The sequence below is a fragment of the Priestia sp. 10L35 genome (genome assembly GCF_056395685.1).
This window is the reverse complement of sequence record NZ_JBFTKA010000009.1, coordinates 1-15,671: the sequence shown is the minus strand read 5'-3', so window position 1 is coordinate 15,671 and position 15,671 is coordinate 1. Positions and strand designations below refer to the sequence as shown.

The window sequence follows — 15,671 nt, the reverse complement described above, 5'->3', positions numbered from 1 at the left end:
TGTCGAACACATGAGTAAAAAAGTAATGGGATTACTTGTAATGGCATATGGAACGCCATATAAAGAAGAAGATATTGAACGTTACTATACACATATCCGCCGCGGACGTAAACCTTCACCAGAAGCCTTAGAAGATTTACAAAACCGCTACGAAGCAATCGGGGGCATTTCACCTCTTGCCAAAATTACGCAACAGCAAATGGAAAGTCTGGAAAAGCGCTTGAATGAAGTGCAGGATGAAATTGAATTTAAAGCGTATCTTGGCTTAAAGCATATTGAACCGTTTGTTGAAGATGCAGTAGAAGCCATGCATAAAGACGGAATTAAAGAAGCGGTCAGCATTGTGCTTGCACCTCACTTTTCAACGTTTAGCGTAAAATCCTATAATGGGCGCGCCAAAGAAACGGCTGAAAAATTAGGAGGACCAATCATTCATTCAGTAGAAAGCTGGTACAGTGAGCCAAAGTTCATTCAGTACTGGGCTACACGTGTTAAACAAACGTTTGATTTAATGGACGAAGAGAAACGCCAAAAAACCGTGTTGATTGTATCTGCACATAGCTTGCCGGAAAAAATTATTGCAGCAGGAGATCCATATCCAAATCAGCTTCAAGAAACAGCGGATTTAATTGCACAAGCAGCTGGTATTGAACATTACGAAATTGGCTGGCAAAGTGCTGGAAATACGCCTGAACCATGGATAGGTCCGGATGTTCAAGATTTAACAAGAGAATTGCATGAAGAAAAAGGCTATACATCGTTCGTGTATACTCCGGTTGGATTTATCGCAGACCACTTAGAAGTACTTTATGATAACGACTATGAATGCAAAGTTGTGACAGATGAAATTGGGGCTGATTATTACCGCCCTGAAATGCCAAATGCACAGCCTGAATTTATCGATGGGTTAGCTACAGTTGTTTTAAAACAGATTGCCCGTTAAGTCAATATAGATTCTTTGTACGTTGAACAGCGATGAAAAGTAACTTATAATCAATATAGAGAAAAGTAAGAAGCGAGCTATGGATTTCCATAATCGCTTCTCTTTATATTGAATTTTACAGAAAAGGCGATGATAACATGACGGATAGACGAAAAAAGGTTGTCATCATCGGTGGAGGAATAACAGGTCTTTCAGCTGCCTATTATTTGCAAAAAAAAATAAAGGATCATCAGCTGCCAATTGATCTTCAACTAATAGAAGCGACGCATCGGCTTGGTGGAAAAATTCAAACGGTCAAACGAGACGGGTATTTATTTGAAAAAGGTCCTGATTCATTTTTAGCGCGTAAGCTAGCTGCTACAAAACTGGCAAAAGAAGTAGGGTTAGGCAGGGAGTTAGTCGGAAATGAAAAAGGAAAATCCTATATTCTAGTAAAAGATACACCGCATGCGCTGCCTGATGGTGCTGTAATGGGGATACCAACCAAGTTATCTCCTTTTATCACAACAGGGTTATTTTCACCTGTTGGCAAGCTGCGCGCAGCAGCTGATTTTTTTATACCGAAGACAAAAAATCAGGATGACCGTTCGCTAGGCGTATTTTTTAGAAGACGGTTTGGTGATGAAGTTGTTGAAAATTTAATTGAGCCTCTATTATCAGGAATTTACGCAGGAGACGTTGATCGCTTGAGTTTACGATCAACATTTCCACAGTTTCTGCATGCTGAACATAAGTACAGAAGCTTAATTGTTGGAATGAAAAAGCTAAAAGAAATTCACCCACAGCACGGTGATGATTCGGAGTTCAAAAAAAATAGTGTTTTTTTAACATTAAAAGAAGGTCTTCAATCGCTAGTAGATGGGGTAGAAAAAGCAATAGATCCTGATATTATTACAAAAGGAATAAAAGTAGAGAAAATTTATAAAGAAGATACCGCATATGAATTGTCGTTAAATAGCGGGAAAGTCATAAAAGCAGACAGCGTTATTGTAACTTCTCCTCATGCAGCTGCTCAGTCTATGCTTTCAGAATATAAAATATTCGAACCGTTGAAGCATATGCCTTCCACTTCAGTAGCTACTGTTGTGATAGCCTTTGCACAAGAAGCGCTGCAAGACAATCTAGATGCAATGAACATCGCCGTTTCAAGAAATAGCGATTACACGATTACGGCGTGCACATGGCTAAATAAAAAGTGGCCGCATGCGGTTCCGGAAGGAAAAGTGCTGCTGAGATGTTTAGTTGGACGAACCGGGGATGAAGCTGTGGTGGATCAGCCTGACGATGAAATTTTCAAAATTGTCCTGGAGGATTTGAAGAAGCTCATTACAATTTCTGCTGAGCCTGAATTTTACGCGGTAACGAGATGGAAGCAGTCAATGCCTCAGTATACGGTCGGACATCACGATATGCTAGATACGATGAACGAACAGCTTGAAAAAGAGCTGGCCGGTCTTTATGTAGCGGGAAGCTCATACGAAGGTCTGGGTATACCAGAATGTGTAGAGCAAGGAGAAGATGTGGCTAAAAAAGCGGTTAAATATGTGCAGCAACTGTAGAAGTGGAGCGGTGAATCAATGCTCCGCTTTTTTGTCTACTACCTGTAGAGAAAGGTTATACTAAGAGAAGAGATTGTGGTTGAAAAGCAAAAGAAACTTATGCTATAGTAAAACCGTACTTGTTGACTGAAATATTCATTTGGTCAGAAAGAAGGGGATAACGTGGCGATAGACCGAAAGCAATCAGTTGTTGATGCAGCGTCAAAATCATTTGCGCTGTTTGGATATAAAGCAACGACTATGGAGCAAGTGGCGAAGCTTGCAAATGTCGGAAAAGGAACGATTTATACTTTTTTTAAAAACAAAGAAGAGTTATTCGATGAAATTGTGACACGAATGATTCGAGAAATGACAGATGCAGCTGAAACTGTCATTGATAGCAACCGTCCTTTTTTTGAAAATGCCCAAGCAGCCATTTTTCGAATCTTAGAATTCCGCACTGAGCATCAGCTCATGCTGAAGCTGGTACAGGAACAGCAGTTAGGCACTACAGCAGTGCAAGAAGTGCTGGTACGAGTAGAAGAAGAGATTTTGACTTATATAAAAAACAAAATCGAAATTGCGATTTCTAAAAAAGAAATCAAACCGTGCAACCCGGAGCTCACAGCTTTTTTACTATTTAAAATGTACATTGCACTCGTCTATGATTGGGAAAAACGGCATGAGCCGCTTTCAGAAGAAAAAATTGCTGAATTAATTGAACTATACTTTTTACGCGGTCTGTCTCAGTGAGATGGGCTTTTTTCATAGAAAAAACAAAAAAGGTCTCATGACGAGACCTTTTTTATTGTTCATTATCATCTTTTTTTACGCCGTTTAATTCTGTATTTCCTGTTTTTGCATCTTCTTCTTTTTGCTCTACTTCTTTTTCGCCTTCTTTTTTAAGGTCGAAGTAAGCTTTAATAGAATCACCTGTAATAGTTTTACTTAACGTGTTAGATGTACCTGCTACATAAGCAGAAGGAATAACAACCGCTACTGCTACTTCCGGATTATCATAAGGCGCGTATGAAACGAATGTAGAGTTACGTACGCTTACACCTTTGTTAAAGGTTTCAGCTGTCCCGGATTTACCAGCAATGTTATACTGACGATATTTCCCTAAATTAAGTAAACGCCCTGTACCATGTGAGCTTGTGACTACGCGGCGGAAGCCTTCCTTAACAATGTCAATTTCCGATTGACTCATTGTAATACGGTTTAATACTTCCGGCTCAAACGAGCTTTGTACGCTTCCTTTTAGTTCGCTATCAAGCTCAGGCTCACGAATTTCTTTTACTAGATGGGGTTTCATACGATAGCCGCCGTTTGCAATCGTTGAAATGTATTGAACAAGCTGAAGCGGTGTGTACGTATCATACTGTCCAATACCAAAATCTAGCGCTTTACCTGGTTCATTTGTGACGCTGTTACGAATACCCGTTGATTCGTTTTCTAATTCGATGCCCGTTGAAATTCCAAGACCAAACTGGCTATAGTATGAGCGCAGCTTATTAAAGATAGACGGTGGAATGTTCAGTCTACCGCCAGGGCGGTACGTTTCACCAGCCATGCTCATAACCGTACGGTACATGAACACGTTTGATGATTGTTCTAGCGCTTTTTGGATTCCGGTAGCTCCCATATTATGTGAAGACTTTTTCTTAGTGCCCCCAGCAAATGTCATCGGTGCATCATAAAACACCGTTCCGGGCTGAATAGCGCCTGAGTCAAGACCTGCAAGAACAGTAGCTCCTTTTACAGCCGAACCTACTTCATAAGAAGTGGTCATGTTACCAAGAGCAAAATCTTGTACTTTTCGTGTTCCGGTCTTTTTATCTGTAACGAGCTGTTTTCCGCCCATTGCTAAAATGTCTCCTGTATGAGGGTCCATCATAATGGCAAACGCTCGGTCCATTAATCGTGAACCAGCAGCTCCAGATGTCACGGCTTTTGTTAAAATATCTTCGACTTGCTTTTGAAGCTCCATATCAATTGTTAAAATCAAGTCACTGCCGCGCTGACCTTCAGTAACGGTCTCTTGGCTCACTAGGTTGCCAGAGCGGTCTGTTACGTTTTGCACGCGGGCTTTTTGACCGCGAAGAACGTCTTCGTACTGCTTTTCTAAATAACTTTTTCCTACTCGGTCGTTACGGCTGTAGCCGTGTGATAAATAGTACTGTAAGTTTTCGCTTGGCAATCCTTCATCTGCCGATGTGATTTTACCAAGCAGCGTGCTAAGTAAGCCGTCGTATGTATACATACGGTCCCAGTAAGTTGTCGTATCGACGCCTGGTAAGTCACCCAGCTGCTCACTAATGACGGCAAGCTCTTTATCGGTTAATCCGCTTTTAATAATTTGCGCGGTTAACGCGTAGCCGCCTTCCATCTTGCTTTTAATAGCAATCACTTCAAGGTCATCTTTCACCGATAGAAGTTCGTTTTTTGTGATGCGCTTTAGCTGAAGAGGATATAAATCATCTTCAGAAAGTTGACCTTCTTTTACTTTTTGCTTATCCGCTGCGGTAATTTTTTTCGCTGCTGCTTTTGGATGAGTTGCAATCCAGTAATCTTTTAAGTCGCGTTCTGTTAGCTTAATCGTATTTTTATCTTTCTTTTTAGCCGATTTGCCAAACACGTCTGTTGTAACAGGAACATCAATAAGAGTGGCAAGCTTTTTAGCTACTTTTAGCTTGTCTTCTTGAGTGACGCCTTTCAAACGCGTGTACGTGACAGCGTTCAACGGTTTATTATCCACGATAACGCGGTCATAGCGGTCTAGCATCTTTCCGCGAGGAACCGGTGAATCTACCGTTTCATCTTCTGTTTTTTCAACTTCTCGTTTATAGTTCTCTCCGTACACGATCTGTACGAAGCCTAATCGTAAAATGAGTGCAGAAAAAAGCAGGAAAACCACAATAAACAGCCAGTTAATTCGAAATGAGACATGTGTTTTTTTGCGCTTTTTAGTTTTCATGTAAACCCCTTCACTTTGTTTATACAAGTTAAAAAAATTCATAAATTTTCTTATGAATCTATCACTCTACATATTAACATAATTTTGTCTATAAATGTTATTAGGTGGAATAAAACAGACAAAAAATTTATAGAAATTTTTGCGAAAGAAGAGAGATCTGTCGAAGGGTGCTGAAGGGGTTGTTCAATATTTTCCACTCGGTTGTTCAATATTGTTACCTGTTCAAATGTCCTAGAATCGGTAAAATAAAGAGAGATAGATATCAAGGGGGGCAAAACGAATGAAAATGAAAAGGCTTTCAATAATGTCTGGCGTGTTAGCAACATCACTTTTATTTGCGACAGCATGTTCAAACTCAGGTACGGATTCAAAAGCAAGTAAATCAACAGGCTCAGGTGATCAAGTTGTTATTGATATGTTCCAGTTCAAAGTGGAAATTGCAGATCAGCTGAAAGAATTAACGGATGAATATACAAAAGAACATCCAAACGTAAAGTTTAACATCCAAACAGTCGGCGGAGGCGCGGACTATGGTGCAGCATTAAAAGCACAGTTTGCCTCTGGAAATGAACCTGATATCTTTAACAATGGAGGGTTCCAAGAAGCGCAAACGTGGAAGGATAAATTGGAAGATTTATCCGATCAGCCGTGGGTAGATAATCTGTATGATATCGCCAAAGAACCGATGACAATGGACGGGAAAATTTATGGTCAGCCGCTAAACTTAGAAGGTTATGGTTTTATTTATAATAAAGATTTATTTGAAAAAGCAGGCGTTAAAGAATTACCTAAAACGCTGTCAGAATTAGAAGCAGCTTCTAAGAAGCTTAAAGCAAAAGGCATTACGCCATTTTCTAATGGATACGGCGAGTGGTGGGTACTAGGTAACCACTTATTTAATATTCCAATGGCACAGCAAGACGATCCAGATGCGTTTATTAAAGGTCTAAACGAAGGAAAAGCAAAATTTGAAGGCAATGAAACGTTTAAGCAATTTATGAATCTGTTCGATTTAACGTTAAAGTATGGAAATAAAAATCCACTAACGACAGACTACAATACACAAGTTACTCAATTTGCTTCTGGTGAAACAGCAATGATGCAACAAGGTAACTGGACGGTAAATATGATTACGAAAATTAATCCGGACATGAAAATGGGCTTTATTCCAATGCCAATCAGCAACGATGCAAAGAAAAATGATAAATTAGCAATCGGAGTTCCAAATAACTGGGTAGTAAACAAAAATGCGCCAGATGCAGATAAAAAAGCAGCGAAGGAATTCTTAAATTGGATGGTTTCTTCTAAAGAGGGTCAAAAATTCTTAGTTGAAAAGTTCAAGTTCATTCCAGCGTTCAAAAACATCGATGGAAAAGGAATCGATTCTTTATCTGATGATATCTTAAAATACTCTGAAGAAGGTAAAACATTATCTTGGAACTGGTTTAAGTATCCGGAAGGAACGGTTCAAGAAGTCGGCGCAGCAATGCAGTCTTACGCAGGCAAGCAAATGACAGAAGAAGAATTTATGAAGAAATTAGATACAATTTGGGCAAAAATGAAAAAATAAACAAAAAGTCCGCGTGGAAAACGCGGACTTTTTGGTGTGAAAAAATAGCTGGTTAGATTCATAGTTATGAAAAAATAATAGTTAATTGAAAGCGCTTTTAATGTATAATAATAGTCATAATGTATGACATTAGTCAAAGGAGGTTATTTGTGAAAGGCTGGAGCATACGCAAGAAATTAATTTTGTTTTTCTTATTCGCAACGGTTATTCCATTTTTAATTTCAACGATTTTTACGTATCAATACACAAAAGAAACGGTTAAGAACCGATTTATTTCTACCAACTATCAAGTTATTAAAAACGGAAGCAATGATTTGAGCGATTACTTAAATGAAATTGCTAATATTACAAAAAGGCTGTACGGCTACCACCCATTTATTAAAGTGTTAGATGAAGGTGTATCAAGTGACTTAGGAGCCAATCAACTGGAAATATCACGAACTCTTCTTTATTTATATAATACTCGTCCAGAGATTGAACAGCTCCATCTTTACATTGAAAACGGGCATGACTCATATACAGCTTATAATTCGAAAGTGAGCAGCAGAGGGAAGTACGATGATATTTACACTCAGCCTTACTATTCTTATTTAAATAAAAATCATAAATTTCTTGTGATTGAGCCTACCCATGAAATTTATAGCTACAATAATTTATCAACGTTAATTGATTCACTGCCGAATCAAGTTATTAGCTTTCATCAGCGGATTGATGAGATTCCATCAGACAAGTTGTTAGCTTATCTATCTTTAGACATTAATATGACACAAATCCAATCTATATCACAGCGTCTATATAATGAAGAGTCAGAAGATTTTTATTTAATGAACAATAAAGGGAAGGTTTTGTATTCCTCTGATTCAAAGGTTATTGGAAAAAATGAAAACTACGCGTGGGTGAAGGCGCTCACTTCTCAAAAAGACCATAGCATGGAATGGGAAGATAAAAGCTTCTCAGGCGTATTAATGTATGAAAAGCTTAAACAGCCCTTTGAGGACTTGTACATTGTGAAACGAATTCCTTACAGTGTTTTATATGAGGATGCAAGAAAGACAGCACTTATGAATGTATTAATTGGCCTGCCATTTTTGTGTATGCTCGTTATCGCTACGCTTTTTATATCAGTACGTTTTACACAGCCGATTAACGTATTGATTCGCAATATGAAAGAAGTGGAAAAAGGATCATTTGAGGTGCGGTTTAAGTCGCTTGGAAACGATGAATTTGGTGTGTTAGGAAGGCATTTTACCTCTATGGTAGAAACAATTAATGACTTGATTGAACGTAAATTTCGATTGGAATTAGAAAATAAATCAACGCAGCTAAAAGTGCTGCAGTCACAAATTAATCCGCATTTTTTATACAACGCATTTCAATCGATTGGAACTCTTGCTCTTAAGCATAAAGCAGTTGAAGTATATTCTTTATTAACCTCACTTTCCCACATTATGCGTTACAGCATGAATATGAAAGAGGATATCGTTAGCTTAAAGCAAGAAGTCGATCACGTAAAAGCTTTCTTAAGTCTGCAAAAGCAGCGGTTTGGTTCAAAGTTTGAGTATGAGTTAAATATCGAAAGAGAAGCAGAGCTTATGCGAATACCGAAAATGATTTTGCAGCCTCTGGTTGAGAATTCTTTTAAGCATGGATTCGAAACCCGCACAGGAAGCGGAAAGCTGCTGATTTCAGCGGATTTGAACGGTGAAGAACTGATTCTAACGGTTTCTGATAACGGAAAAGGGATAGGGCAACAAGAGTTGAATCAATTAAAAACGAGACTTCAGCAATCGTATAATCAAACAGATGAGCATATTGGGTTGCAAAACATTTATGAACGACTTCGCATCTACTATGGAGATCATGCTTCAATGCAAATTAGCAGTCAAGAAAATCACGATTTTACCGTTGTCATAAAGCTAACAACAATTGAAGAAAAGAGGGATAGTGATGAAAGTATTAATCGTGGATGATGAAGAGCATGTAAGAGAAGGAATAAAGCTGCTTGGACAGTGGGAAGAGCATGAAATTACAGATGTGATAGAAGCTGATAGCGGTGAGCAAGCGATTGCGCTTATTGAGGATCACGGACCTGAAATCATTTTTACTGATATGAAGATGCCTAATATCGATGGCATTGCTTTGTTGGAGTGGATTAAAGAGAATTCGCCTTCTAGCAAAACGATTGTGGTAACAGGGTATGATGACTACCACTATATGCGTAAAGCTATTCATTTTGGAAGTACGGATTATATTCTAAAACCAGTGGATCCTTCGATTTTAAACGATACGCTTATACGAGCTGTAACCCAATGGAAGAAAGAAGAAGAGTCCAGAAAAGTCCATAATAGCAGCTATCGTTTAATCAATGAAATGAAGCCGATTTATCGAGATCGAAAACTGACGCAGTTAATGAACAATTATTTGCTAAATCAATCAATCTATGAAGAGTTTGGTTTCCATCTGACTAGAGAGTATGAAGTGGGGATTGTACGTGTAGATGAATCCATCATTCGTTCTTTTGGCGGTGACCGGGATTTAGCCTATTTTTCAATTTTAAATGTAATCAATGAAATGCTGATGGCAGAAGAAAATGGGGTAGCCTTCCGTTATTTATCAAATAAGTGGGAAATTATTATTATATTTTGGAATGATTTTGAACGCATAACCTCTTTACTGACGACTTTACATACAGCCATTCGCCGTACGCTAGACGTGAGCTGTCGGATTGCAAGAGGGTGCAAAGTTTCTTCTATTGATCAGCTAATGAAATCCTATGAAGATGCGAAAAACTCGCTTTTATTAAGCAATGTTCTTGATCAAAATAAAGTGAAGGTCTACGGCGAGCAAGACGTTTTAGCAAGTGCTTTATTAATAAATATGATGGATTATAATAGTAAAATTGAAGAAGCGCTGCAAGTCGGGAAGTTTGAAGCCTTTTTGCCGGTATTCAACGAAATTATCACAGCTTTTGAAGCACAAAATTATCTCTCATTAAAGCAAATTCTGCATTTTGAGCAGGAATATCAGCTGTTAAGCCAGCATTGGTTAAAAAGATATCACATTCCTTATACGATAAATAACGGTCCTGAATATGTTCTTTCTTTTTTCTATAACCAAGATGGGCAGTTTCAGCTAGCAAAGTATGTAGAGAGAAAGAAGCGTGAAGTAAAGCGCTTTTTAAAAGTAGTAAAAAGGTATAGCAAGAAAAATAATCGCGACGTTATTTATGAAATCGAACAATATTTGCAGCAAAATTTTCATCGAGATGTGAAGCTTCAAGAAATATCGGAACGTTTCTATCTAAGCCGTGAATACATTTCGAGGAAGTTTAAGCAAGAATTTCAAGAAAACATTTCAGATTATATGGTGAAAGTCAGAATGAATAAAGCCAAATCACTTTTACTAAATGAAGAACTAAAAATCTATGAAATTGCGAATATGATTGGATATCATGATGATAAATACTTTCGAAAAGTGTTTAAAAAAGTAGAAGGCATTACGCCAAACGAGTATCGCAGTTTGACCGTATAAAAAAAGCTGAAACTGTTATAAAACAGTTTCAGCTTTTTTTATTTCATGATATCTAGACAGTGATCACATTTGTTTCCGTAGCATTCATGCTGTTCCTCAATGTCGTTTCCGCATTCTACGCACTTTTTATTGGGTAATCTTTTGAAAAATTCAGTCATTTTTTCTAACATTTTAAATCCCCTCCGTTGTTTTTGTTACTAACATTGTATTATAACAGATGATAAAATGTCAATTATGTTTTATAACAATTTAGCCTATTTTGCTATTCTAAGTGGTTATTTGTTATATAACAATGAGTTATTTCGATAAAATCGCCGAAACGAGTGCCTTTCAGTTAGTTTTCAAAAAAAAGTAGGGTATACTGAACGTAATAAAAATAGTACGAAAGGGTGATTGAAATGAAAGTAACTGTTATTGGTTTTTGGGGAGGATATCCTGCGGTTTCAGAAGCTACTTCTAGCTATTTAGTGGAGCACGATGGGTTTCAGCTGCTTGTTGATTGTGGAAGCGGTGCATTGGCTCAGCTGCAAAAATATGCAAAGCCAGAAGAAATAGATGCTATGATTTTATCTCATTATCATCATGATCACGTGGCTGATGTCGGAGTATTTCAATATGCACGCCTCATTCAGACTCATCTAGGAAACGCTGTTAAGGAACTTTCTATTTATGGACATACATATGATCAGGAAAGCTTCAACAAACTTACTCATAAAGGAATTACTAAAGGGTTAGAGTATGATCCGAGTCAAAAACTTGAAGTTGGGCCTTTTACCATCGAATTTATGAAAACGAAGCATCCAGTCGTTTGTTATGCTATGAGAATAAGCGCCGGCAATCAAACTGTCGTGTACACAGCGGACTCTAGCTATTTAGAAGAGTTTATTTCCTTCTCAGACGAAGCAGATCTTCTCATTTGTGAATGTAATTTTTATGCTAACCAAGATGGAAGAGGCGCTGGACACATGACAAGTACAGAAGCCGGTACACTTGCTTCAAAAGCAAGTGTCAAACACCTCATGCTTACTCACCTTCCGCACTATGGAGAACATCAACAGCTAGTAGAGGAAGCTGCTGCTCATTATAGAGGTACGCTTACGTTAGCTGAATCAGGATATGTATGGGAATAACAAGGAGGAAAATGAATGTTATTTATTGATAATCAAAAAAACTATGATCCCCGAATTAACTTAGCAATTGAAGAGTATGCGCTCAAGCATCTAGACATTAATGAGACATATCTGCTGTTTTATATTAATGAACCTTCTATTATTATTGGGAAAAACCAGAACACCATTGAGGAGATTAATACAAAATATGTTGAAGATCAGCAAATTAATGTAGTGAGACGTCTGTCTGGAGGCGGGGCCGTTTATCATGATAAAGGAAATTTAAATTTCAGCTTTATTACGAAAGACGATGGAAATAGCTTTCATAATTTTAAAAAGTTTACCGAGCCGGTCGTGGAAGCGTTAAAGAAATTAGGAGTTAATGCCGAGCTAAGCGGACGAAATGATTTAATGGCTGAAGGACGGAAAATTTCTGGAAATGCTCAGTTTTCAACGAAAGGGAGAATGTTCAGCCATGGAACTCTTCTTTTTGATTCAGAGATTGAAAACGTCGTATCAGCGTTAAAAGTAAAAAAAGATAAAATTGAATCCAAAGGCATTAAGTCTATTCGAAATAGAGTAGCAAATATCAGCGAATTTTTAGAACAGAAAGTAACGGTGGAAGAGTTTAGAGAAATGCTGCTTCGATATATCTTTGACGGAGAAGAAAATATAACAGAATATAAACTAACGGAAAAAGATTGGGAAACGATTCATCAAATTTCTAAAGAGCGCTATCAGTCATGGGATTGGAACTATGGAAAATCACCTAAATTTAACTTACAGCACTCTCACCGCTTTCCTGTGGGACAAATCGACGTTCGTTTAGAAGTGAATAAAGGAAAAATCGATGCTTGCACCATTTACGGAGATTTCTTTGGAGTGGGAGATGTCCAGGAAGTACAGGAAAAATTAACAGGTGTTCGTTATGAAAAAGCTTCTATTGAACAAGCCTTAGAAGACATCGATATTCCACATTATTTTGGTAATATTACAAAAGAAGAGTTTGTTGAATTAATCTATTAAGAAAAAAGTCTGCTACATCAGGCTTTTTTTCTTTTTAAACAGATGAGTCTTGTCAATGGAACAGCAGTAACATTATAATAGAATAGAAGAAGTAAGAATTTTTACATTATTATGACTTAATAATGAATGGTTGTTCATTCATTCATTATTAAAAGGAGGAAGTTATGAGATGAATTTGTCAGCACAGCTTCATAAAACAGCTGAGCAATTTCCACAGAAATCTGCATATGTTTTTATGGACCAGGAAACATCTTATGCAAATCTTGATGCATCGGTATCTAAGTTTGCTGATGGTCTGAAGCAATTAGGTGTAAAAAAAGGAGATCATATCGCTTTGATTGTCGGCAACTCGCCTCATTTTGTGATTGGATTGTACGGTGCTCTTCGAGTAGGAGCTACTGTTATACCCATTAATCCTATTTACACAGCGGATGAAATTAGCTACATGCTTCAGGATGGAGATGTAAAAGCAGTTATTGCGGTTGATTTACTTCTCCCTATTTTAAAGAAAATCATTGGACACACTCCATTTTTGGAACATGTTATCTTATGTGAAACGACAGATACAGTGGAAAATATACCTTCTTATTTTCACACGTTTTCGCAAGTTATAAACAGAGGAGAAGCTACATATGATTTTCTGGAGTTAAAAGAAGAAGATGTGGCTATCATTCTGTATACGTCAGGAACGACTGGAAAACCAAAAGGAGCTATGCTTACACATAAGAATATTTATTCAAATGCTCAAGACGTAGCAGATTATTTAAGTATAAATGGGAATGACCGAGTCGTAGCTGCTTTGCCGATGTTTCACGTATTTTGTTTAACTGTTTCATTAAATGCGCCTTTAATGAATGGAGGAACGATATTAATTGAACCAAAATTCAGTCCATCTTCTATATTTGAATTAATTCAAAATCGACAAGCGACTATTTTTGCCGGCGTTCCCACAATGTATAATTTCTTACTTCAGCATGACAAAGGGAAAAAAGAGCACTTTCACACGGTAAGGCTTTGTATATCAGGCGGGGCATCAATGCCGGTGGCACTTCTAACCAATTTTGAACGTAAGTTTGGGGTAATGGTAGCAGAAGGGTATGGATTATCTGAGGCTTCTCCTGTGACGTGTTTCAATCCGATTGACCGAGAGAGAAAAGCCGGTTCTATAGGCACATCTATTATGAATGTTGAAAATAAAGTGGTGAACGAACTAGGAGAAGAAGTAGAAGTAGGACAAGTTGGCGAACTTATCGTCAAAGGCCCTAACGTGATGAAAGGGTATTACAAGCTTCCAGAAGACACGGAATATGCTCTCCGAGATGGTTGGCTGTATACAGGTGACTTAGCAAGAATGGATAAGGAAGGTTATTTTTATATCGTTGACCGTAAAAAAGATTTAATTATTGTAGGAGGATATAATGTTTATCCTCGCGAAGTAGAAGAAGTGCTATATGCGCATCGGGATATTGTAGAAGTGGCTGTTATCGGAGTCCCTGATCCTTCTTTAGGTGAATGTGTGAAGTGTTACGTGGTTTGCAATAATCAAGAGATAACGGAAGAGAAGCTTATTGCCTATTGCAAAGAGCACCTTGCTAAATATAAAGTGCCAAGTGAAATTGAATTTTTAAAAGAACTTCCTAAAAATACAACGGGAAAAATTTTACGTCGTGCATTGAAGCAGCAAGTATCTCAGGAACGATAAAATGAAAGCGATTCCAAGTTGGAGGTGGTAAAAGGATGTCATCTATTTCTTATGAAATGAAGGGACACGTCGCCCATGTGATACTGAACCGTCCGGAAGCGATGAATGCTTTTAATTACGATATGCTTAAAGAATTGGAAGAAGTAATTGAAGCAATTCGTATTCAAAAAGATATTCGAGTTGTGACGTTTAAAGGAGCAGGTGAAAAGTCTTTTAGTGTAGGGGCCGATTTAAAAGAACGTAAAACTCTCTCTGATCAAGAGGTAAAGCGCAATATTTACAAAATAGGAGAAGTGTTTTCGAAGATAGAGCAGCTTCCGCAGCCAACGATAGCAATCATTAATGGATATGCATTTGGAGGAGGAATGGAGCTGGCTTTAGCATGTGATTTCCGGATTGCTTCAACCGAAGCGCTTATGGGTTTAACAGAAACAAGCTTAGCGATTATACCAGGCGCAGGAGGAACACAGCGTCTCCCTCGGTTAGTTGGGGAAGCAAAAGCAATGGAACTCATTTTAACAGCTCAGCGTCTCTCAGCATCAGAAGCGAAAGAATGTGGTCTAGTAACGAAGGTGGCTCCCGGATATGAAATAGAAGAGACAATAGATATTTTTATCTCTCTTTTATTGAAAAATGGGCCAATTGCACTTCAGCAAGCAAAATTTGCTATTAAAGAAGGAATGAAGGCCGATTTGCAGACTGGTTTGCAAATTGAACGAAAAGCATATGAGTTAACGATTCCGACAGAAGATCGTCTCGAGGCGCTTCAAGCATTTGCTGAGAAGAGAAGACCTAGTTTTAAAGGGAAATAAGAAAGGGCTGTCTAATGGACAGCTCTTTCTTAGTTTCTTCTATAAGAATAATAAAAAAGAATACGTAAAAGCGCAGGAGCAAAGAAGGCAAAGTTACAGCTGGCTTTTGTCTATAATATTTACTATAATACGTTGCAGCAGTCGTTGTTCAAATCTATAAATAATAGTTTTTAATTTTTTCTTTAAAAACCGTTGACTTTAGTTAAAATATATTTTATTGTTATAAAGCGTCGTTGAGACATACCGTTAACAACGAAGCTAAAAAAAGAATTTTAAAAAGTTGTTGACATTACGTTGATAACTTGATAAGATGATAAAGTCGCTTAAGAGCGGCGGTTGAACTTTGAAAACTGAACAAAGCGACAAACGTCAACGTTAATTTTTATTTTTTAAATTGAGCAAGTCAAACATTTCTTCGGAGAGTTTGATCCTGGCTCAGGATGAACGCTGGCGGCGTGCCTAA

12 protein-coding genes are annotated in these 15,671 nt (G+C 37.8%); 10 read left to right on the top strand and 2 right to left on the bottom strand.

Annotation, left to right across the window (positions count from 1 at the left end):
• The first annotated feature begins 10 nt into the window (after nt 1-10).
• The 3 genes from hemH (at nt 11) to AC1DEF_RS24125 (ending at nt 3,234) form a co-directional block, all read left to right on the top strand.
• Complete coding sequence (gene hemH / locus AC1DEF_RS24135) at nt 11-943, top strand: ferrochelatase (protein ID WP_097825013.1); 933 nt, start codon at nt 11-13, stop codon at nt 941-943.
• 137 nt (nt 944-1,080) lie between these two features.
• Nucleotides 1,081-2,502, top strand: coding sequence for a protoporphyrinogen oxidase (gene hemY, locus AC1DEF_RS24130; RefSeq protein ID WP_025751394.1), 1,422 nt, complete (start codon nt 1,081-1,083; stop codon nt 2,500-2,502).
• 162 nt (nt 2,503-2,664) lie between these two features.
• Nucleotides 2,665-3,234, top strand: a complete 570-nt coding sequence (locus tag AC1DEF_RS24125; protein ID WP_013081690.1) for a TetR/AcrR family transcriptional regulator — start codon at nt 2,665-2,667, stop codon at nt 3,232-3,234.
• Nucleotides 3,235-3,286: 52 nt separating this feature from the next.
• Here AC1DEF_RS24125 and AC1DEF_RS24120 read toward each other — a convergent pair whose 3' ends face one another.
• Complete coding sequence (locus AC1DEF_RS24120) at nt 3,287-5,458, bottom strand: peptidoglycan D,D-transpeptidase FtsI family protein (RefSeq protein ID WP_097825014.1); 2,172 nt, start codon at nt 5,456-5,458, stop codon at nt 3,287-3,289.
• 280 nt (nt 5,459-5,738) lie between these two features.
• Here AC1DEF_RS24120 and AC1DEF_RS24115 point away from each other — a divergent pair, with 280 nt between their 5' ends.
• The 3 genes from AC1DEF_RS24115 to AC1DEF_RS24105 all read left to right on the top strand — a co-directional run bounded on the left by AC1DEF_RS24115 (nt 5,739) and on the right by AC1DEF_RS24105 (nt 10,559).
• Entirely contained in the window at nt 5,739-7,028 is a 1,290-nt protein-coding gene (locus AC1DEF_RS24115) for an ABC transporter substrate-binding protein (protein ID WP_028410288.1), read from the top strand.
• A gap of 149 nt (nt 7,029-7,177) precedes the next feature.
• The gene (locus AC1DEF_RS24110) at nt 7,178-8,998 is read left to right on the top strand and encodes a cache domain-containing sensor histidine kinase (RefSeq protein WP_097825015.1); all 1,821 of its coding nucleotides are present in this window, start codon (nt 7,178-7,180) and stop codon (nt 8,996-8,998) included.
• Complete coding sequence (locus AC1DEF_RS24105) at nt 8,976-10,559, top strand: response regulator (protein WP_043981725.1); 1,584 nt, start codon at nt 8,976-8,978, stop codon at nt 10,557-10,559. Before AC1DEF_RS24110 ends, AC1DEF_RS24105 begins: the two co-directional genes overlap by 23 nt.
• Before the next feature lie 38 nt (nt 10,560-10,597).
• On the opposite strand, the gene yhfH is transcribed toward AC1DEF_RS24105, so the two are convergent.
• Nucleotides 10,598-10,729 carry a protein YhfH gene (gene yhfH, locus AC1DEF_RS24100; RefSeq protein WP_013055337.1) on the bottom strand — a complete coding sequence of 44 codons (132 nt, stop codon included), beginning with the start codon at nt 10,727-10,729 and terminating at the stop codon, nt 10,598-10,600.
• A 228-nt stretch (nt 10,730-10,957) separates the two neighbouring features.
• Here yhfH and AC1DEF_RS24095 point away from each other — a divergent pair, with 228 nt between their 5' ends.
• The 4 genes from AC1DEF_RS24095 (at nt 10,958) to AC1DEF_RS24080 (ending at nt 15,208) form a co-directional block, all read left to right on the top strand.
• On the top strand, nt 10,958-11,689 hold the full coding sequence (locus tag AC1DEF_RS24095) for an MBL fold metallo-hydrolase (RefSeq protein ID WP_097825016.1): 732 nt from the start codon (nt 10,958-10,960) through the stop codon (nt 11,687-11,689).
• A 15-nt stretch (nt 11,690-11,704) separates the two neighbouring features.
• Nucleotides 11,705-12,694 carry a lipoate--protein ligase gene (locus AC1DEF_RS24090; RefSeq protein ID WP_097825017.1) on the top strand — a complete coding sequence of 330 codons (990 nt, stop codon included), beginning with the start codon at nt 11,705-11,707 and terminating at the stop codon, nt 12,692-12,694.
• Nucleotides 12,695-12,863: 169 nt separating this feature from the next.
• Nucleotides 12,864-14,396 (top strand): fatty acid--CoA ligase family protein, encoded by a 1,533-nt coding sequence (locus tag AC1DEF_RS24085; protein WP_043981728.1) that lies wholly within the window; start codon nt 12,864-12,866, stop codon nt 14,394-14,396.
• Between the two features lie 35 nt (nt 14,397-14,431).
• Nucleotides 14,432-15,208 carry an enoyl-CoA hydratase-related protein gene (locus AC1DEF_RS24080; RefSeq protein WP_097825018.1) on the top strand — a complete coding sequence of 259 codons (777 nt, stop codon included), beginning with the start codon at nt 14,432-14,434 and terminating at the stop codon, nt 15,206-15,208.
• The last annotated feature ends 463 nt before the right edge of the window (nt 15,209-15,671 follow it).

Excerpts from the sequence above, each read along its gene's own strand:
- hemH (WP_097825013.1), top strand. The coding sequence starts at position 11 with ATGAGTAAAAAAGTAATGGGATTACTTGTAATGGCATATGGAACGCCA.
- hemY (WP_025751394.1), top strand. The coding sequence starts at position 1,081 with ATGACGGATAGACGAAAAAAGGTTGTCATCATCGGTGGAGGAATAACA.
- AC1DEF_RS24120 (WP_097825014.1), bottom strand. The coding sequence starts at position 5,458 with ATGAAAACTAAAAAGCGCAAAAAAACACATGTCTCATTTCGAATTAAC.
- AC1DEF_RS24115 (WP_028410288.1), top strand. The coding sequence starts at position 5,739 with ATGAAAATGAAAAGGCTTTCAATAATGTCTGGCGTGTTAGCAACATCA.
- AC1DEF_RS24105 (WP_043981725.1), top strand. The coding sequence starts at position 8,976 with ATGAAAGTATTAATCGTGGATGATGAAGAGCATGTAAGAGAAGGAATA.
- yhfH (WP_013055337.1), bottom strand. The coding sequence starts at position 10,729 with ATGTTAGAAAAAATGACTGAATTTTTCAAAAGATTACCCAATAAAAAG.
- AC1DEF_RS24095 (WP_097825016.1), top strand. The coding sequence starts at position 10,958 with ATGAAAGTAACTGTTATTGGTTTTTGGGGAGGATATCCTGCGGTTTCA.
- AC1DEF_RS24090 (WP_097825017.1), top strand. The coding sequence starts at position 11,705 with ATGTTATTTATTGATAATCAAAAAAACTATGATCCCCGAATTAACTTA.
- AC1DEF_RS24085 (WP_043981728.1), top strand. The coding sequence starts at position 12,864 with ATGAATTTGTCAGCACAGCTTCATAAAACAGCTGAGCAATTTCCACAG.
- AC1DEF_RS24080 (WP_097825018.1), top strand. The coding sequence starts at position 14,432 with ATGTCATCTATTTCTTATGAAATGAAGGGACACGTCGCCCATGTGATA.